17 protein-coding genes and 1 riboswitch are annotated in these 19,182 nt (G+C 62.7%); of the genes, 5 read left to right on the plus strand and 12 right to left on the minus strand.

The features are described 5' to 3' along the window. The first annotated feature begins 236 nt into the window (after positions 1 to 236). The 4 genes from AUP43_RS11680 to AUP43_RS11695 all read left to right on the plus strand — a co-directional run bounded on the left by AUP43_RS11680 (position 237) and on the right by AUP43_RS11695 (position 6,474). Positions 237 to 3,533, plus strand: a complete 3,297-nt coding sequence (locus AUP43_RS11680; RefSeq protein WP_067556991.1) for a DEAD/DEAH box helicase — start codon at positions 237 to 239, stop codon at positions 3,531 to 3,533. 544 nt (positions 3,534 to 4,077) lie between these two features. Then, positions 4,078 to 4,362 carry a type II toxin-antitoxin system prevent-host-death family antitoxin gene (locus AUP43_RS11685; protein ID WP_232315105.1) on the plus strand — a complete coding sequence of 95 codons (285 nt, stop codon included), beginning with the start codon at positions 4,078 to 4,080 and terminating at the stop codon, positions 4,360 to 4,362. A gap of 10 nt (positions 4,363 to 4,372) precedes the next feature. Further along, positions 4,373 to 4,798: a hypothetical protein gene (locus tag AUP43_RS11690; RefSeq protein ID WP_067556996.1), complete on the plus strand. Its 426-nt coding sequence runs from the start codon at positions 4,373 to 4,375 to the stop codon at positions 4,796 to 4,798. Positions 4,799 to 4,809: 11 nt separating this feature from the next. Continuing rightward, entirely contained in the window at positions 4,810 to 6,474 is a 1,665-nt protein-coding gene (locus AUP43_RS11695; RefSeq protein ID WP_067557001.1) for a recombinase family protein, read from the plus strand. Positions 6,475 to 6,563: 89 nt separating this feature from the next. On the opposite strand, the gene AUP43_RS19590 is transcribed toward AUP43_RS11695, so the two are convergent. Beyond that, positions 6,564 to 7,034: an EamA family transporter gene (locus tag AUP43_RS19590; protein WP_067557004.1), complete on the minus strand. Its 471-nt coding sequence runs from the start codon at positions 7,032 to 7,034 to the stop codon at positions 6,564 to 6,566. Positions 7,035 to 7,095: 61 nt separating this feature from the next. Between AUP43_RS19590 and AUP43_RS18700 the strand changes: the two genes are divergently transcribed. Beyond that, positions 7,096 to 7,656 carry a bifunctional transcriptional activator/DNA repair enzyme AdaA gene (locus AUP43_RS18700; protein WP_084462758.1) on the plus strand — a complete coding sequence of 187 codons (561 nt, stop codon included), beginning with the start codon at positions 7,096 to 7,098 and terminating at the stop codon, positions 7,654 to 7,656. Here the strand turns inward: AUP43_RS18700 and AUP43_RS19025 are convergent. From AUP43_RS19025 to cysW, 11 genes are all read right to left on the minus strand, one after another. Continuing rightward, positions 7,614 to 7,949 (minus strand): hypothetical protein, encoded by a 336-nt coding sequence (locus tag AUP43_RS19025; RefSeq protein WP_067557008.1) that lies wholly within the window; start codon positions 7,947 to 7,949, stop codon positions 7,614 to 7,616. The genes AUP43_RS18700 and AUP43_RS19025 overlap by 43 nt on opposite strands. Positions 7,950 to 7,998: 49 nt before the next feature. Continuing rightward, positions 7,999 to 8,877, minus strand: coding sequence for a nucleotidyl transferase AbiEii/AbiGii toxin family protein (locus AUP43_RS11710; protein ID WP_067557011.1), 879 nt, complete (start codon positions 8,875 to 8,877; stop codon positions 7,999 to 8,001). Further along, the gene (locus AUP43_RS11715) at positions 8,870 to 9,490 is read right to left on the minus strand and encodes a type IV toxin-antitoxin system AbiEi family antitoxin domain-containing protein (RefSeq protein ID WP_067557014.1); all 621 of its coding nucleotides are present in this window, start codon (positions 9,488 to 9,490) and stop codon (positions 8,870 to 8,872) included. The genes AUP43_RS11710 and AUP43_RS11715 overlap by 8 nt, the downstream gene beginning before the upstream one ends. 132 nt (positions 9,491 to 9,622) lie before the next feature. Continuing rightward, positions 9,623 to 10,633, minus strand: coding sequence for an isopenicillin N synthase family dioxygenase (locus tag AUP43_RS11720; protein ID WP_067557018.1), 1,011 nt, complete (start codon positions 10,631 to 10,633; stop codon positions 9,623 to 9,625). A 98-nt stretch (positions 10,634 to 10,731) separates the two neighbouring features. Continuing rightward, a complete protein-coding gene (locus AUP43_RS11725; RefSeq protein ID WP_067557021.1) occupies positions 10,732 to 11,529 on the minus strand; it encodes a MetQ/NlpA family ABC transporter substrate-binding protein in 798 nt (265 codons plus the stop codon). Positions 11,530 to 11,869: 340 nt separating this feature from the next. Beyond that, on the minus strand, positions 11,870 to 13,477 hold the full coding sequence (locus AUP43_RS11730; protein ID WP_067557024.1) for a long-chain-fatty-acid--CoA ligase: 1,608 nt from the start codon (positions 13,475 to 13,477) through the stop codon (positions 11,870 to 11,872). Between the two features lie 5 nt (positions 13,478 to 13,482). After that, positions 13,483 to 14,514 (minus strand): isopenicillin N synthase family dioxygenase, encoded by a 1,032-nt coding sequence (locus AUP43_RS11735; RefSeq protein WP_067557027.1) that lies wholly within the window; start codon positions 14,512 to 14,514, stop codon positions 13,483 to 13,485. A gap of 11 nt (positions 14,515 to 14,525) precedes the next feature. Continuing rightward, positions 14,526 to 15,836, minus strand: coding sequence for an O-acetylhomoserine aminocarboxypropyltransferase/cysteine synthase family protein (locus AUP43_RS11740; RefSeq protein WP_067557030.1), 1,311 nt, complete (start codon positions 15,834 to 15,836; stop codon positions 14,526 to 14,528). 40 nt (positions 15,837 to 15,876) lie between these two features. Beyond that, positions 15,877 to 16,851: an ATP-grasp domain-containing protein gene (locus tag AUP43_RS11745; protein ID WP_067557033.1), complete on the minus strand. Its 975-nt coding sequence runs from the start codon at positions 16,849 to 16,851 to the stop codon at positions 15,877 to 15,879. Positions 16,852 to 16,931: 80 nt separating this feature from the next. Next, positions 16,932 to 17,010, minus strand: a riboswitch (SAM riboswitch). A gap of 171 nt (positions 17,011 to 17,181) precedes the next feature. Further along, a complete protein-coding gene (locus AUP43_RS11750) occupies positions 17,182 to 18,342 on the minus strand; it encodes a sulfate/molybdate ABC transporter ATP-binding protein (protein ID WP_084462759.1) in 1,161 nt (386 codons plus the stop codon). Further along, a complete protein-coding gene (gene cysW, locus AUP43_RS11755; protein ID WP_067557036.1) occupies positions 18,329 to 19,180 on the minus strand; it encodes a sulfate ABC transporter permease subunit CysW in 852 nt (283 codons plus the stop codon). Before cysW ends, AUP43_RS11750 begins: the two co-directional genes overlap by 14 nt. Positions 19,181 to 19,182 lie beyond the last annotated feature (2 nt).

A 19,182-nucleotide genomic window follows, 5' to 3' on the forward strand; every position in this document is an offset into this window, starting at 1 on the left:
GCCGAGCGCGAGGTTTCCGGCGTGGGCCGGCTACTACGTTGTCGCTGTCGGTTACACGACAGAAAGAACCTCTGGATGCAACGCAAGATTATGCTTGAGATCAAGGCGAGCGACGTCGAACTCGCCGCCGCGAAGTCTGAACACCCTAGTCCTTGGACTCCCGCCCGGACAGATTGATTCCACATCTCGTTGCTATACAATGGAAAGCCCATAAATATAGGGGGTAAGAGACCGCTTTGGGCCTGTTCACCGACTGGCAGGGAAGGATCACGCTTCCGCCGGCTCCACTTCGCAAGGAGACGATCGGCGGCAATGCCGTATTCCAGCAGGCGTTTCGCGGCGGTTGCTTCGACGCGAGTGTGTCCGGGTCGGAGGTAAAGGGACACGCGCTTGTCCAAACGCGTCTCAATCCCCCGTTCGATGCCCTGTTGCTGCGGCGCAAGGGCGCGCGCCGCGCAGAGGCTAGGTACCTGGTCTTGTCCGCGCCGGACCTCGACAACATCGACGATCTCGGATTTGAGACCAGGCTCGTGTGGGACGATCTCAGCCTGCTGACCAAATACTTCAGCGCGCCCGAGCAGATACTCGAAAGCTGGAAGGACCGGTTCCTGTTCCGGGAGGAAGACCCCGATACGGGCACGAACGGCTTGCGCCCGCCGCAGGTCGGCGCGCTGCACGCGATCGCGGCGCATTTTTCGGTGGGAAGCGATTTCGAACCGGCGACGGTCGTGCTGCCGACCGGCACCGGCAAGACCGAAACCATGCTCTCATTGCAGGTCTACAGGCGGCTGAAGCGAACGCTTGTCATCGTGCCGAGCGACACGCTGCGCACCCAGATCGCCGACAAGTTCGTGTCCCTCGGCGTGCTTCCCGATGCCGGTGTCGTGCCGCGCGAGCTGATCGGCCCGGCCGTGGCGAAGCTCGCGACTGGCATCGCGTCGGCGGAGGACGCGGCGGTACTGATCGAGAGTGCCAACGTCATCGTCGCCCTGCCGCAGACATTGAGCGCTTCGGCCCCCGAAGCGCTTGAAGTCCTGACGGAGCACTGCACCGACCTGATCGTCGATGAGGCGCATCACGTTCCCGCAACGCAGTGGTCGAGCGTGCGCGAGATGTTCGCGAAAAAGCGGATCACGCAGTTCACCGCGACCCCGTTCCGCCGCGACAATCGCCGCATCGACGGCAAGATCGTCTTCAACTTCAAGCTGGGCGACGCCCAGGCGGCCGACTACTACCGGCCGATCAATCTGAAGACCATCGAGGAGTTCGGCGACGAAGAAACGCGCGACCGGCGCATCGCGGAAGCGGCGATCGAGGTGCTTCGGCACGACCGGGACACGCTCGGGCGCGACCACATCCTGATGGCGCGGTGCAGATCGCAGACGCGCGCGGAGAGACTCTTCGATCTCTACCGGGAGCTTGCGCCGGATATGGCGCCACAGCTCGTCTTCTCCGGTCCGGGGCGCGTGCGCCAAAACCGGGATGCCCTGGCGCGACTGAAAAACCGTGGAGACGGCAGCGCGCATATCGTCGTCTGCGTCGATATGCTTGGCGAAGGCTATGACCTGCCGAACCTGAAAGTGGCCGCGCTTCACGACGCGCACAAATCGCTGGCGATCACGTTGCAGTTCGTCGGCCGGTTCACGCGCAAAGGCAACTGGGAGCAGGTCGGCGAAGCGACGGTGGTCGCGAACATCGCCGACCCCGAAACCGAGACGAAGCTGGAGGCGTTGTATTCAGAAGGCGCCGACTGGGACGGCCTGATCCGGCGGCTCAGCGAGGAACGTATCGAGGAAGAGCTGCGGCTCCAGGACGTGGTTCACAATCTGCGCGAACGCGGCGATCTGCACGCGCATCTCTCGCTCTGGAACCTTCGGCCATCGCTGTCCACGCAGATATTCAAAACGCGGTGTGCGGACTGGCAGCCGCAGAACTATACCAGCGTCCTGTCGGGCGACGCGGAGAGTTGGTATGCGATCAGCGAGGACGACAACGTTCTGGTCGCCGTCGTGCATCGCAACACGCGCGTGCGTTGGGGCAAGTACCAGAACCTGCTCGATTCGCAGTACGACCTGATCGTCGCGAGATGGGACAGGGAAAATGCGGCGTTGTTCGTCTACGCCAGCGATTACGACGGGCTGAAAAGCACGGCGCTGGCGAAGGCGATCACCGATGACGAGACTACGCTTCTGCAAGGCCCCGTCATCTTCAACATCCTGAACAATGTCGAACTGCCGCTGGTCAAGAATCTCGGATCGTCGCGCATCGGTGCGATCAGCTTTACGTCGTATTTCGGACCGAACGTCACGGAAGGTCTCGCCAGCATCGAACGTGCCGAATCCGCCCTGAACAACATAGCCTGCGTCGGGTACGAGGACGGCGAGCGCGTGCTGTGGGGTGGCACGCAGAAGCGCGGCAAGGTCTGGCAGCAGGCGGCGGGTACGGTCGCGCACTGGATCGACTGGACGACGCATACCTGGGCCAAGGTCTCGACGGAAGACGAGATCGACGCCAACATCACGCGCGATTTCCTGCGGCCAAAGAAACTGACCGCACCGTACGAGGCGCATCCGATTGGCGTGCAATGGGGCGAGCAGGCGCAGGCCGGATACAGTGAGAGACAGTTTGTCGTGTTCGGCACGACCGAAGTGCCGCTGTATCTCGTCGAACTTGAAATCGCCGCCGTCGAGGAGGATGGCGCCGTCATATTGCGGCTGTCGAGCGACGCCGCCGCATCCGAATATCGCTTTCGCATCGACGGGGCGGTGGAAGCCGGATACCGGTATGAGAAGGTGTCAGGCCCCGATGCCTTCTTCCGCAAGACCAACGGCCCAAAGACGGACGTGATCGAGTACTTCGTCAGCGATCCGGTGATCGTGCGATACGCCGACGGGACCTACTCTTACAATTGCTACCACATCCCGGTACCGCTCGATGCCGGGGCGTTTCCGCGCGACCGGCTGGAAGCGTGGGAGTGGGGTGATATCCCATTAAACCGGGAATCCATCGGCAAAGCGGGGAATGAGGACACGATTCAGTACCGCAGTTTCCTGAACGTCGCCGATGAGTACGATCTCGTTTTCAATGACGACGGGAAAGGGGAAGCGGGCGATCTCGTCTGCCTGAAGGATGTCGATGAAAGCACGATCAAGCTGTGCCTCGTCCATTGCAAGGGCGCGCTCGGCGGCCAGGTGTCGAACGATATCGGCAACTTCTACACGGTCTGCGGCCAGGCCCAGAAGAGCATCACGGTCAAGCATCTCGGCATCGGGCGACTGTACCATGACCTCAAGCGCCGCCATGAGATATGGGACAGGGACGGCCATTCGCGCTTCCTGAAAGGCGATATGAAGGTGCTTTCGTACTTCAAGGAAAAGGCGAGACGATCGAAAGTGACTTTCGAGGTGATCGTCGTGCAGCCCGGCGGGTCAAAGCCGGCGCTTAGCGCGGATATTCTTAAATTGCTCGGAACAACCGAACTGTTCCTGAAGACGACGACGCAGGGCGAGTTTCGTGTTGTTGTTTCACCGTGATGGTCTGAAACCTAGATTGGTACCGCCGCCATTCGCCCTTCACGAGCTTGACCGACGATAGGCGTCAGGATGCGAAAAGTAGACAAAAGTAGCGGCGGACCCTTGGTTCCATACTGTGTTGTAGAGCCAATACACCTCCCACTTTTGTGCGACATCACGGACTCGAGCCCACTCTTCGAAGTCGAATTCGGCGAGAGCGTAAAAGGGCGCGGATAAAGGCGATTTTAGACTCTGCGTTTCTGGTGAATCCCTACTGGGTGAACGGACCGCGTGAATCGGCCGTTCGATACCCTGGGGAAGGATGCGCTATGAAGCGGAGCGATCGCCAATCGGAGCCCAAGGCGCCTGCCAACGACAATGGCAGGGGACGTGGCGAGTCCCTCGATCCTCGAATCTGTCGCATCGCCGAAGCAATCGGCCGGCATTTGGCGCGGGAGCACGCCAATCTTCTCCCGCCGGCCAATGACAACGAGCCGCGAGATGAGTGACACGGCCGGGCTTGAGCGATCGAGCTTGACATTTTCGCATTATACGGAGAATACAGATGATCGGAAGTTTACATGCCGAGGAAGCTATGGCGCAAACCACTGCGATGGAATTTCAGCGCAAATTCGGCGAATTTCAGCATCAGGCCCAGCGTGAACCGGTGGAGATCACCCGCCACGGCCGGCGGGAACTGGTTCTGATGTCGGCCGATCACTATGACTGGCTCGTCGCGGCAGCACGCCGGACCGGTCGGACGACAGAGGCAGCGGAGGTTGTTGTGGACGCCGTGCGCCGGGCCGAGATGGACCCGGAGCATGCCCCGCTCGACGATCTCATGAAGTGAGGCGGGGCTGGTGGCCTTGCCAGAGCCGAAGCCGGGTCTGGTGATCCGCTACGACTATCTCTGGTCCCACGAGGCCGCTGCAGGCCGCGATCAGGGAAAGGAGCGTCCGGCCTGCCTGGTCGCGGCGAGCGACTCCAGCCTCCGCCCAAAGTTCGTGGTCATTCTGCCGATCACGCACGCGCCGGCGGACGATGACACAGTCGGCATCGAGATACCGGCGAAGGTGAAGGAGGCGCTCGGGCTAGACGAGGCGCCAAGTTGGGTGATCGTATCGGAATACAACGTCGATGAATGGCCGAATGGCGGCCTCGCTCCGCTACCTGGCCGCCCTGACGTGTTCAGTTACGGTTTCATCCCGCCGCGCCTGTTCGCGAAGGTGAAGGAGAAGTTCCTGGAGTTGAGCGGGCAGCGCCAGAGCAGTGGCGTCCGCCGATAGGGGGATTGAGAATGATCAAGGTTGCGCTCTACGCCCGCTACTCCTCCGACAATCAGAGCGTTACCTCGATCGACGACCAGCTCCGCGTCTGCCGCGACCATGCCGCACGTGAGAACTGGCGCGTCGTCGACACCTACCAGGATGCAGCCATCTCGGGCGCCAGCGTGACCTTGCGGCGTGGCATGCAGGCGCTGCTGCAGGACGCCAAGCAAGGGAAGTTCGACCTCGTGCTGGCCGAGGCACTTGACCGCATCTCCCGCGACCAGGCCGATATCGCGACTTTGTTCAAGCATCTGCGCTTCGCCGGCGTGCAGATCGTCACCCTGGCCGAAGGCGAAATCTCGGAGCTGCACGTCGGCCTGAAAGGCACGATGAACGCGCTGTTCCTGAAGGACCTCGCGGCCAAGACCCATCGCGGTCTCCAGGGGCGCGTCGAGAAGGGCAAGGCCGGTGGGGGACTCTGCTACGGCTATGACGTCGTCAAGCGCACCAACAGCGAAGGCGAGCTGCTCCGCGGGGAACGCGCGATCAACGAAGCCGAGGCTCGGATCGTCCGACGCATTTTCCGAGAGTTCGCCGCCGGTCGGAGCCCGCGTGCGATCGCGGCCGAACTGAACCGTGAGGGCGTTCCCGGTCCGCTTGGCCGCGCCTGGGGTGATACGACGATAAGGGGGCACGTCTCGCGCGGCACCGGCATTCTCAACAACGAGCTCTACATCGGTGTGCTCGTCTGGAACCGGCAACGGTACGTCAAGGATCCGGGCACCGGCCGGCGCGTCTCCCGGCCAAACCCGGAGTCCGAATGGCTCAGGACGGATGTTCCCGAGTTGCGTATCGTCGATGACGCGCTCTGGCGAGCGGTGAAAGACCGGCAGGCGGAGCTTGCGAAGCAGTTCGAACCAACGACCATCGGCGTGCGGGAGGCACGAGCGAAGCGCATCCACGCCTTGCGTCGGCCGGCCTTCCTGTTGTCCGGCCTGCTGACTTGCGGCTGCTGCGGCGGAAAGTACGGGATCATCGCACGGGACCGCTATGGCTGCCTGAACCACTATCGGCGCAGCACGTGCGACAACAACCGCACGGTGGCCCGGCAGGTGATCGAGCGCCGCGCTCTTGCCGGCCTTCAGGATAAGCTCGTTTCAGCAGATGCCGTGGCCCTGGCGGTGCGCGCCTATGTGGAGCAGACCAATCGGCAGAACCAGGAGCGCCGCGCCCAGACCGAAGTCGACCGCCAGGCTCTCGAGAAGATCGAGCGCGCGATCCAGGGCATCATGCGGGCCATCGAGGACGGGATGTACCAGTCCTCCATGAAAGCGCGGATGGAGGAATTGGAGCGGGAGAAGGCCGAAATCACGGCGCGCATAGCTGAGGCGCCAGCCGACATGCCTGACGTGCATCCGAACATCGCCGAACTCTACCGCATGCAAGTCGCCAGGCTGACGGACGCTCTGGCGAGCCCCGATACGCATGCCGAAGCGGCCGCGGATGTTCGCGCTTTGATCGGGGAGGTGGTGATCACGCCGGGCGTCGGCAGAGGCGAGTTTACCGCCGTCTTACGCGGCGAATTGCTAGGGATTCTGGGCTTGGTTGCCGAGGAGAAAAGCGCTCCCGGACCTGAAGCTTTAACAAACGCGGTTGCGGGCCCCCGCAACCAAATTAAGCCCGCAATGTCATAGACTTGCGGGCTTTGGTGTGTCTGGGCCATGGCCCCGGCCGGCAGGCGTGGAAGCACTGTGGAAGCAAGCGGATGAGGAAATAGGAGGGGTTAGCTACCCGCCTTCTGCCATACCGCTTGAGTAAATTCCCAAGCGGCTGATGCGCTGTATAGTGTCGCCGCCAACCCCATTAGGATAGGCGATACAGCTAAAAACACTAATTTAATGTGCCTAGTGATAATGGCCATACGCCTATTTTCAAGTTCTCTTTCAAGTTTCTTGATTTCTTTATTTGCTATTTCAAATTTTTCGCCTATAGCCCCTTTCGCGAAAGGCCACCTCTCTCCTCGCAGCCGCACGATTACGAGAAGGGTGAGGGCCGCGATTCCGGTGCGAAGGGCCACGACCGTCAGCGGAGGCAATTCTTCGACGGCTACAGCGACGAAAAAGAATGATCCGCCCCAAAGGACCGAGAGCAGCAAGAGCAATGCCCAGTCCTGTAGTGTCATATGCATGGCAAGTATCCGTGAATCGTTGAACTGCCAGATATCTACAGCCTTGCTCTTGGCGACACTGGCCATTTTCGGACATCATCACCCGCGCGACCTCGCGTCGGGCCGGTTTCGCCTCTAAACTCGCCTCATGCTTGATTTTGATACATGCAACGAAGCACGATTGAGGCGTGATCCGGCCTTTGATGGAAAGTTTTTCACGGCTGTCTGCACGACCAGAATCTATTGCCGGCCGGTTTGTCCGGTGAAGCATCCGCTCACAAAAAACGTCAGCTATTACCCCACCGCCGCGGCGGCCGAACGGGCAGGCTATCGACCCTGCCTGCGATGCAGACCGGAAGCGGCCCCTTTCTGTGCTGCGTGGAAAGGAACCCGTGCCACAGTTGAACGTGCGTTGAAGCTGATTGAGGACGGTGCATTGGATACCGGCACCGTAGAGGCCCTGGCTGACCGCCTTGGTGTTGGGGCACGGCATCTTTCGCGTCTTTTCGCCGATCATATTGGTGCGTCACCGCTTCAGACCGCGCAGACGCTCCGCATCAGGCGGGCAAAACGACTTCTGGACGAAACCACACTGCCAATCACGGATATCGCATTCAAAGCGGGCTTTGGGAGTGTAAGACGCTTTAACGCGGCTTTTCAGAAGCTCTATGGGCGTCCGCCGTCTTCTATCCGAAGGCCAAAGCGATGAATGGGTTGTGTTCCACGCATATAGCAAGCCCTGTCGGAGAGCTTCTGGTTGCGGGCACCGATGACGCTCATCATTTCCTGAGCTTCCCGACAGGTCGCAAAGCGTTCGATCCGCGCCCGGAATGGTAACAGGCCGACGCGCCATGCGATGGCGTCCTCAAGGCTGTCCGGATAGCCTTCCTTTTTCACCTCCGCGTATCGCGCGTTCAGTGCCTCATCCCGCACGGTGAGGACAAGCTTCATCGCTTCCTTGAAATAGCGCAGCCCGTCGGGCGTGCGGAACCACAGGGACATGATGAAGCGGCTCCATGCGCTGCGCTGCTACACGGAGGATTTGAGGACGTCATGTTTCATCCCCGACTTTTGCTGCAATCCGCGCGCATGACGGGCCGACCAACTCCCAGACCGCTTCGATAATCGATTCCAGCGAAATATTGTCGAGTTCGAGCGATGCAGCATAGGCACGCCATTGCCTTTGCTTCCCTTCGTCCCTAGCCATCTCGTCCGATAAGCCCGAGGGGCGTTCATTCGGGATCGGCGTTCCACGACGTTCGAACGTTGCGCGGATGGCTGCATCCAGGTCGCTATCGAAAATGTCGATGGCGCGCGGGATCGCCCACAGGTCGTAATAGTCTTTCATGCGTCCGTTGAGGACGCCAAGCGCCACCATCGCCTGGAATTTCTCGGCGATTACCGTGGCGGGCGGATAGGAGCGAACCTGCGGAGCGGGAAGATCCAGCAGGGTCGGATAGTCAAGCCGCTGCGTCGCATCGGCCATAGCGTCGCCGAAACCGATGTCAATTGTAACGGGAATGCGCGTCCTTTCGAGATAGGCCGCGGTCTTGAGGCGAACCCCGCCATATTCCATCTCTTCTCGAATAACCGTCGCAGTGAGCGCGTCGATATCAAAGGCGAGCCCATCGTCGCTCTCGATTGCCATGATCTCCCCGAAGTCAGCGATCAGACGGTCAGGATCGGTGTCCCCATGTCCGAGAAAGTCTGCATCCCGCGTCACCCGATTGCCGTCGGCCACCCAGACCGTGACCAGCATGCCGCCTTTCAGGACGAAGCGGTCCCTATGCGCTGAGATCGACAGGCGATAAAGCAGTCGTTCGAGCGCGAACCGCACCAGCAGGACGTCGAATGCGCGCCCTTCTTTGCGGGCCATATTGAGCAGCCGGTCCTTGACCGATTTCGCTATATTCGTTGGTGCTTTAGCCATTGGAGGTGAGCGCCTCGAGATAGGGTTGCATCACCTTCCAAGCGCCGCCGGCCTTCGCGGCCTGGGCGATTGCGCTCGGAGTTGCCTTGCGTTGCTGAAGAGCAGCGCGCAGGCCTTCTACAGCGACTGACCGGTCGACCAGTTTGGGGTTTCGGAAGAGGTCGGCAAGGGTCTTCGGGATCGAATAGACCGGGACGTCGAGTCCAGCGATCGCGTGATGCTCGATGCCCTGTCGCAGATAGGGCTCCGTGAAACGAACCATACGCAGCGGGGGATAGGACTGCACGGGCGCCCAATCGCTCGTCCCGATCGCCATCCAAACGCGCCGTGGCATTTGGTCGGTCAGTCCATGAAAGGCGAGCGCCGACACCAAAGCGATCACGCCTTTGGGGGCACGCATGATGGCTTCAGCAAGGATCTGGTTCTCTTCGACCTCTGCGCCACGCTTTTGATAAACCCCGCGCGAGATACGTTCGATCTCTCCCTCCTCGACGGCCCGTGCGATCGTTTGCGCGCTGATGCCAGCCTCGCGCAGTTGATGCGCATGCATCATGCTCCGCGCATTGAGCAGGCTTCTGAGCTTCGTCCTTTGCGAATTTTTCGTCGAGAGCATGTGACAAAACCTATAATCGATCCCTCTTTTATCAGAGGTTTTGTCACATGTCATCCATCCGGAAACCGGCCTTTCCGCTGCCGCCCGGCTGTGCATCGACTGTCTGAAGGCGATGCAATTGCCTGGCTGACCTCACAAGCCGAACTGATGAAGGATATCGGCGTAGTGCCGTTGCGCCACATCGGGATGGGAGCGCAGGCGCTGCTTCAGCTGGTTGAGGCCGGTATCGCGGAACATCGGGTTCAGCGGGTCGCTGGCCGGGCCGCGCGCCAGGGCCGCCAGATGCGCCGGCAATGACACTAGCGGAATTTCCGTATCCAGCCGGGCGGCGAAGAAGAAAGCGATGGAGATGCGGTCCACGCCGGCCGGTGGGGCGACGACGCGGTGCGTTGTCGCGCGCAGATAGCCATTGGTCGCCAGTTCCAGCAACTCGCCGATATTGACGACGAAGCTGCCGCGGATCGGCGCCGCCGTGACCCAGCCCGCGTCCGTCTCGACCTGGAGACCGGCCTGCCGGTCCTGCAGCAGCAGGGTCAGGAACCCGCCATCCTTGTGCGCGCCCACGCCCTGCTCGTCCTCGGCGATGTCGCGCCCCGGATAATGGATCACCTTCAGCCGGTGGTTCGGCTGTTCCCGGTAGATGGCGGAGAAGGCGTCAGCCGGCAGTTCCAGCGCCAGGGCGAAAGCCTCCAGCAGTTGCACCGACACGGCCTCCAACCTTGCCTGCCAGTCACGCACCGCAGGCTCCAGTTCCGGCAGCGCGGCCGGCCATTGGTTCGGTCCCTGCAGCCGGGTCCAGAGCGGCTGCTGGCCATCCTGCGGGATCGCCGGGCGGTCCACGCCGAAATCGATCTGCTGGCGCCAGTCCCGCCGGCCGCGTGTATGTTCGTTGCCTATTCTCGTATAGCCCCGGAAATGCGGGGAGTTGGCGATGTCGATCGCCTCCTTCTCGGCCTGGGGCAGGGCGAAGAATTTCCGCGCCAGAGACACAAGACCGTCGGAAACCTCCAGCGGCACGCCATGACCGGTGAGGTAGAAGAAGCCGACTTCGCGGGCGGTCTCACCGAGCGTCTTCAGGAAGCTGGCGCGCCGGTCGCCGCCCGCCACATAGTCCTGGAAATCGAGTGTGGGCAGGGTTGCCATATGTATTCTCCGTCAGGTTTCCGTCACAAACAGGCAAGGAGCCGCCAGCGTCAATAGCCGACGGCTCCCGCAAGGCAAGGTCTGGCAGCGCCAGGGCGTTACCAGGTCGGCAGGATCGAGCCCTTGAACTTATCCTCGATGAATTTCTTGACGGGCTCGGAACGGTAGATCGAGATGAACTTCTTGATCCGCGGATCGTCCTTGCGGTCCTCGCGGGAGGCGAAGACCAGCGTCCATTCCGAATTCTTGGTTTCGGTGATGAGCGCGTCCTTCAGCTTCAGCCCGGCCAGGTGAGCGTAGTTGTTGGACACGAAGGAGGCGTCGAGATCCGACAGCGAACGCGGCAACTGGGCGGCATCGAGTTCCACGAAGGTCACATTTTTCGGATTCTCGGCGATATCGAGCGCCGTTGCGGTGCTGCCGGCGCCCGGCTTCAGTTTAATCACCCCGGCTTCCTGGAACAGGAACAGCGCGCGGGCCGCGTTGGTCGGATCGTTGGGAATGCCCAGCTTGGCACCCTTCGGCAGGGCGTCAAAACCCTTCACCTTGGCGGAGAAGATGCCGCCCGGCACGACGATTGACGCGTCCAGCGCCACCAGCTTGTAGCCGCGCGCCTTGATCTGGTTGGCGAGGTACGGACGATGCTGGAAATTGTTCAGGTCGATCTCTCCGGCATCCAGCGCCGCGTTCGGCTGGTTCCAGTCGGTGAACTCGATGATCTCGGCCTTCAGCCCCTCTTTCTCGGCAAGGCGCGCGGCCTCGCGCAGGATGTCGCCATAGGGGCCGGATGAGACGCCGACGGTCAGGGGCTTGTCGGCAGCCTGTGCGTTGCCGGTCAGGCCGGCGAAGGCAAACAAGGCCGCGCCCAGCAGGGCGAGCGAGTGACGGGTAAGCATGTTTGGTCTCCATAAACAGGAATTAAGGTCGAGTTGCCCCATCGCGCTGCCAAGGGCGCGCGCCGGGGAGGATGATCGCCATCCTTCGGATGAGGGATGAACGGCAGGGTGGAAAGGCCCTTTGGTGGAAGGGCCGTCAGCTACATCGGTTGTGAGTCATGGATGAACTCCCTTCGGAAAACGGGAGCCAGACGGGAACCGTCCTGGCGCTTTAGCTCTTGGTGACGCGGGGCAAGCTGCTGCTCAAATTCCGCGGCCCCGCCGGCAACCTGTCGTACAGGGCCGGCCGGACAGGAGGGCGAAAGGGGGCGATGACGGAGGACGCATCTCAGGCCTTTCGCTATCGGGGGACATTCTCGGCGAGAACGGCGGGTGCCGCTTCTGCCGAGAGCAGGTGTTTCTGGATCTTGCCGCTGGTGGTCTTCGGCAATTCGGTGACGAAATGGTACCGGCGCGGGCGCTTGTAGGGCGCCAGCCGGTCACCTTCGAGCAGGAAGGCCTCCAGCTTTTCCGCCGTGAGATCGCTGCCGGTGCGCGGCACGATATGGGCCGCGACGATCTGGCCCCAGAGCGGGTCCGGTTCTCCGGCCACCGCGACCTCCAGAACATCGGGATGCACGATCAGCGCATCCTCGACCTCGCGCGGGTAAACGTTCTCCCCGCCAGAATTGATCATGTGGTCGATGCGGTCGCGTATCCACAGATAGCCGTCCTCATCCAGCACGCCGAGATCGCCAGTATGATACCAGCCATGGGCGAGGGCGAGGGCGTTCGCTTCTGGACGGTTCAGATAGCCGCCCATCATGCAGGGTCCGCGCACCAGGATTTCGCCCACCTCGCCAGGCTCCGCCGGCTGGCCGGGGTCGGTCGGGCTGTCATCCGCGGTCAGTCTTGCGACCACGAGATCGTGGTTCAGCGCCGGCTTGCCGGCCGATCCGGCATGCGAGAGCTGTTCGTCGGGGCCGAGCCAGCTCATACACGGCCCCATCTCCGTCGTGCCATAGACCTGCACCAGCTTCGCACCGACCTTGCGGTCCCATTCGCGGATCAGGTGAGGCGCCATCGAGGCGCCGCCATATTCGACCAGCCGCAGGCTGGACAGATCGCGCCGCGCGAGGTCCTCGTGATGCAGCAGCATGTTGATCATGGTCGGCGCGGCGAAGAAATGCGTCACCCGCTCGGCCTCGATCAGCCGCAGCGCCTCGGCGGCATCGAACCGGCGCAGCAATATCTGCGTCGCGCCGACATGCAGCCGGGGCAGGAAGCTGGTATGCAGTTCCGCCGTATGGTTCAGCGGTGCCACCGCCAGGCCGACATCGCCGGGCGACAGACCCATGATCTGCATCATCAGGTAATTATGGGTGATCTTGCTGCGATGTGTGTGCAGCACGCCCTTGGGCCGACCGGTCGTGCCGCTGGTGTACATCAGGATGGCGGGATCGTCCTCATGCACATCGATCACCGTCGCCGTTGCCGGCTGGTACGCCGCCAGCGCGGGGAGGGACCGGCTGCCGCGCGGTGGCTCGTCCTCGTCGGCATAGAGCCAGTGCTCGACCGCTATGCGCGCGCCAGCCCGGACCTTCTCGACCGTCTCGCTGCCTTCCCGCTCGTAAAACAGGATGCGCGCCTTGCCGTCATCAAGGATGAATTCCAGCTCTTGCGCCGCCAGCCTGTAGTTGATCGGGTTGAATACCGCGCCGACCTTCGCCGCCGCGAGCAACGTGAAGACGAAAGCCGGCGTGTTGTACAGGAACGCCGCCACCACATCGCCCCGCCCGATGCCAAGCGACAGCAGCAGATTGGCGTGTCGGTTCGCGGCGGCTTGCAGCGCGGCGTAGCTCCAAACTTTCCGCTGCCCGTCCTGCCAGCAGACAAGGGCGGGTTTCGACGGGTGATATCGGGCGGCCCAGCTCAGCGTGTCGGCCAGTGTCGGTCCGGTGGCGGTCATGTCGGTTACAGCACGAATTGCTCGAGAAGGTCAGCGTGATGCCGCTGTGCGACATCGGGGTGGGAGCGCAGACGGCCTTTCAGGTAGTTGCGCCCAACCTCGCGGAACAGCGGGTTCAGCGGGTCGGCCGTCGGGCCGCTGGCTTCCGCCGCCAGTTCGGGCGACAGGTCGAGCAGCGGCACGGTGGCGTCCAGCCGTGCGCCCATGAAGAAGGCGACGGAGATGCGGTCAGTGTTGGCCGGCGGGGTGATGACCCGATGCACCGTTGCGCGCAGATAGCCGTTCGAGGCCAGTTCCAGCAATTCGCCGATATTCACGACGAAGACGCCGGGGATCGGCTCCGCGTCGATCCAGCCCTGTTCGGTCTCCACCTGCAGCCCCTTCTGCCGGTCCTGCAGCAGCAGGGTCAGGAAGCCACTGTCCTTGTGCGGCCCCACTCCCTGATCGTCGGATGTTAGATCGCGCCCCGGATAACGGATCAGCTTGATCAGCCGGTTGGGCGCGCCATTATAGATCGGACTGAACACATCCTCGGGCTGGCCGAGCGACAGGGCGAAGGCGCGCAGCACCCGCACCGCGAGATCGGTCACGGAGGCCTGCCATTCCAGCAGGGCGTTGCGGAATTCCGGAATCGCCTCCGGCCACTGGTTCGGTCCCTGCAGGCGCGTCCAGGCCGGCAGGTCCGGATGGCGCGGCAGGGCGGGAAGTTCCGTGCCGATATCGATCTGCTCGCGCCAGTCCTGCCGGCCACGGGTAATTTCCCAGCCGGCGCGGGTGTAGCCACGGAAATGCGGCGAGTTGACCATCTCGATTGCCAGTTTCTCCGGCTCCGGCAGATCGAAGAGTTGCCGGGAAAGCCTGAAGATGCCGTCGATCTCCCGGTCCGGGATGCCGTGACCCGTCAGATAGAAGAAACCCACATCGCGCGCGGCGGCGCGCAGGGCGGACAGGAATTTCTCCCTCTCGAACGGTCCCTGGTCGAACTGCCGGAGATCCAGCAGCGGCAGGTTCAGCGAGGATTGTGCGTGCTGAAGCATGACAGCCCCCCTCAGGCCGCGATGGTGCGACGGCCGGCGGCGGAAAGACCACGTTCGATATCGGCGAGAATGTCGTCGATATGCTCGATGCCGACCGACAGGCGGATATAGCCGTCGGTGACGCCGGTCGAGATCTGGTCCTCCAGCGCAAGCTGCGAATGGGTGGTGGTCGCCGGGTGGATTGCCAGGCTGCGCGCATCGCCGATATTGGCGACATGGTAGAACAGCTCCAGCGCGTCGATGAACCGCCGGCCGGCCTCGCGCCCGCCCTCCAGCTCGAAGCCGAGCAGCCCGCCATAGCCGCCCTTCAGGTATTTGTCGGCGCGGTCCTTCGCGGCCCCGGTCTGCAGGGCGGGATAGATGACCCGCGTCACCTCCGGGCGGTTCTTCAGGAAATCGGCGACCGTCGCGGCATTGCTGGAATGGCGCTCGATGCGCAGCGCCAGCGTCTCGATGCCCTGCAGCGTCAGGAAGGCGTTGAAGGGCGACAGAGAGGCGCCGAGATCGCGCAACAGCGTGGTACGCGCCTTCACGACATAGGCGACCGGGCCCAGCGATTCCGTCGCTTCCACCCAGACCGCGCCGTGATAGCTGGGGTCCGGCTGGTTCAGGTAGGGCTGGCGCTCCGGGTAGGCCTTCCAGTCGAAATTGCCGCCATCGATAATCAGCCCGCCGATGGAGGTGCCATGACCGCCCAGATACTTCGTCGTCGAATAGACCACCACCGCCGCGCCATGGTCGAACGGACGGACGAGCAACGGGGCTGCCGTATTGTCCACGATCAGCGGCACGCCGAATTCGCGGCCGATGGCTGCCACCTCGGCGATCGGGAACACGATCAGCTTGGGGTTCGGCAGGGTTTCCGCGTAATAGGCGCGGGTGCGGTCGTCAGTGGCGCGGCGGAAATTCTCCGGATCGGCGGGATCGACGAAGCGCACCTCGATGCCCTGTTCCTTCAGCCGGTTGGCGAACAGGTTCCAGGTGCCGCCATACAGATCAGTCGAGCTGACGATATTGTCGCCGGCATGGGCGATGTTCTGGATGGCGTAGGCCGAGGCAGCCTGCCCCGAGGCCACGGCCAGCGCCGCCACGCCGCCTTCCAGCGCTGCCACACGCTTTTCCAGCACCTCGGTCGTCGGGTTGCCGACGCGGGTGTAGATGTTGCCATGCACCTTCAGCGCGAACAGGTCGGCGGCGTGCTCCGTGTTCTCGAACTGATAGGAGGTCGTCTGGAACAACGGCACGGCGACGGCGCCGGTGCCGGGGTCGGAGCGCCAGCCGGTATGCAGGGCGATGGTCTCGGGGTTCTTGTAGTCGCTCATTTCTGCGTTTCCTTCTGTCTGCTGATGTGCCGGATGCCTGTCAGGCGGCGTCGGCTTCGGGATAGAGCCGGCGCAATTCCACGCCGAGATAGGCGGCGAGCGCCTTCATGCCGTATTTGCCGGCGACCCGTTCGGCGTCCGGGTTGTAATTGGTGTTGGTGTTGACGTCGTAGGTGAAGGCCACACCCTCGGCGTCAAGCACGTACTCGATCCCCGCGACGTCGATGCCGGCAGCTTCCAGGAACCGCTCATAGGCGGCCTGCTGTGCCGATGCGATGCCGTGAATGATCTGGAATTTCGGTGGTTGCTGCGCCGGCGGCGATGCTGCTGCTTCGCCGGCCGGGCAGAAGGCGTCGCCAACCTGGCAGGCATCGGCAGGGCACAACTCGAACCCGTCGCTGGTATCGACGCGGACGGCATAGAGGAAGCGCCGGCCGATGAACTCGGCACGCACGATGTAGGGCACGGGGGCACGCACATAGTGCTGCAGCAGATGGATGCCATCGGCAGAAGCCTCGTAGGCGTCGCTTTCCAGATAGGCTTCCAGCGCGCCGACAGTCTGGAACAGCTGGACGCCCAGCCCCTTGCCGCCGCGATTGGGCTTCAGGATGAATGGGCCGTCCCCGAAATGCCGCCGCGCGGCGGCCGGCAAACGCTCCTTGCCGAGCACGGCCACGGTACGCGGCGTGCGGATGCCGGCGGCATCCAGTGTCGCGTACTGGCGGGCCTTGCTGATCTCCAGATCCAGCGCCGGGGCGCCGTTGACCACCTTGCGGCCATGACGCTGCAGCCAGGCGAGCAGGGCGGCGGTGTATTCGGCGGAATAGCGGTGGTCGCGCGTGTGCGACGACGCGCTCATCCGGTTGTAGAAAATGCCCTCGGGCGGCGGGGCGGACAGGTCGAACTCGCCTTCCGCCAGATGCCAGTTCACCCAGGACAGCCCCTGCGCGGCGAAGGCTTCCGCCAGCGGCTCGACCCAGACGGAATTCTCGTGAATGACATGTATATCGGTCATGACCGGTACCTCTTCTCGACCATGTGGGAGAGAGGACCGGAAGCGGCGGAGCCGACAACACGCTATAGGAACGGGGGGTTCGCTTGTGAACTCCGACCTTTTAGCGAGTTGTTTAACGTGGCCGCAAGCCGGTCGGCTCAAATCACCACGGATGAGAACGAGATTATGTGATTGGTGGAACAGGCGTCAATAAAAATACGATACTGAGGTGATGATTTATTATTTTTACATTATTTAAATGTTGTTAATGGGTTGGTGTCTGCACAGAATTCCCCACATATCCCTTTTCGAAGGGCTGTTGACCAAAATCCTGCGAAGCACGGGCCGCATTCAATCAGAGAAGATATAGGCCTGTGTCGCAGCAACGGTGACTATGCTGCCTTTCTCATGGTCAAACCGTTGAACATCCTGCCGACTGACGATGGCATCCAGTTCACCCAGCCCCCGGATGCCGAGGCGCAGGGTGAGTACAGCTCCTGAAAGGGTAATGCTGATCACCTCGGCCGTTACGCCGTTGGCGGTGCCCTGTGGCTGTACGGACACATCGTGCGGGCGGATGTAGGCGACGGCGCGGCCTTCCGGCGTGCCGGGGGCAGCGGGGAAGCGGGCACCCAGCACCTCGGCCTGCCCGTCCGTCACCTGGACCGGAAGGGTCAGCGTGTCGCCGATGAACTGCGCGACGAAGGCGGTGGCGGGGCTGTCATACACCTTCTGCGGGGAGCCATCCTGTTCAATCAGCCCCTTGTTCAGCACGACCACGCGGTCGGCCAGTTCCAGCGCCTCTTCCTGGTCATGGGTGACAAACAATGTGGCCAGGCCCAGCTCGTCGTGCAGGTTGCGCAGCCAGCGTCGCAGTTCCTTGCGTACCTTGGCATCAAGCGCGCCGAACGGCTCGTCCAGGAGCAGCACGGAAGGGTCGATGGCGAGCGCCCGGGCCAGTGCCACACGCTGGCGCTGGCCGCCGGAGAGCTGTTGCGGATAGCGTTTCTCCAACCCCTGCAGATGCACGCGCTCCAGCAGCAGGCGGACACGCTCGGTGATCTCGGCGCGGGCGGGCCGGGCGCCACGCGGGCGCACATCCAGGCCGAAGGCGACATTCTGCGCCACTGTCATATGGCGGAACAAAGCATATTGCTGGAACACAAAGCCGACGCGCCGCTCCCGCGCGGTCATCGACAGCGCGTCGCGGCCGCCGAACAGCACGTCGCCGCTATCGGGGAATTCCAGCCCGGCGATGACACGCAGCAGCGTCGTCTTGCCGGAGCCGGAGGGGCCCAGCAGCGCCACCAGCTCGCCCGGCGCGACCGAGAGGCTGACGCCGTCCAGCGCGGCGAAATTATCGAAGTGCTTGACGACGTTGCGCACCTCGATTCCAACGGAGGCGTTGCCCACAAGGCGCGGCGTGTGGCGGGCGTCAGCAGGGCTGGTGGCAGCTTCGGTACGGGTGGATGACGGCACGGTCGGACTCTCGATGGTTTCAAAGGCGCTCATGACTGTCTCTCCGGCGTTCGGCCCAAAGTTTGATGAACAGGGTGATGAGGGCAATAACGGTCAAGGTGGAGGCGGCGGCGAAGGCGCCAGCCGTATTCTGGTCCTGAAACAGCAGTTCGATCTGCAGTGGCAGCGTATTGGTTTCCCCCCGGATGCTGCCGGACACCACGCTGACCGCGCCGAATTCGCCCATCACCCGGGCGTTGCACAGCACGGCGCCATAGAGCAGCGCCCATTTGATATTGGGAAGGGTGACCTTCCAGAAAAGCATGTAACCCGATGCGCCAAGGCTTACGCCGGCCTCCTCGTCCTCCACGCCCTGGCTCTGCATCACGGTGATCAGCTCGCGCGCGACGAAGGGGCTGGTGACGAACAGGCTGACCAGGAAGATGGCGAACACCGTGAACATGATCTGGATGCCGCTTGCCGCCAGCCAGGGGCCGAACAGGCCTTGCGCGCCATACAGGAACAGATAGGCGGTGCCGGCGACGATCGGCGAGATGGAGAAGGGAATCTCGATCAGCGTGGTCATCAGCTTCTTGCCTGGAAAGGTGAAGCGGGTGATCGCCCAGGCCGCCGCGATGCCGAAGCCGATATTGATCGGCACCACGATCAGCGCCGTCAGGACGGTCAGCCAGATGGCATACAGCGTCGCCGGCTGCAGGATGGCCGCCATATACACCGACGCACCGCTGGACAACGCCATGCCGAAAACGGCAACGACCGGCAGGCCGATCACCAGCACCGACAGGGTGACGGCGAGGCCAATCAGCAGGGCATGCGCGACCGGGCCGGCGAAGACCCGGCGGCGTGGCGCGGTCAAATCGATGGCCGCCATGA

This window comes from Oceanibaculum pacificum (genome assembly GCF_001618175.1).
In the GTDB taxonomy this organism is placed as follows: domain Bacteria; phylum Pseudomonadota; class Alphaproteobacteria; order Oceanibaculales; family Oceanibaculaceae; genus Oceanibaculum; species Oceanibaculum pacificum.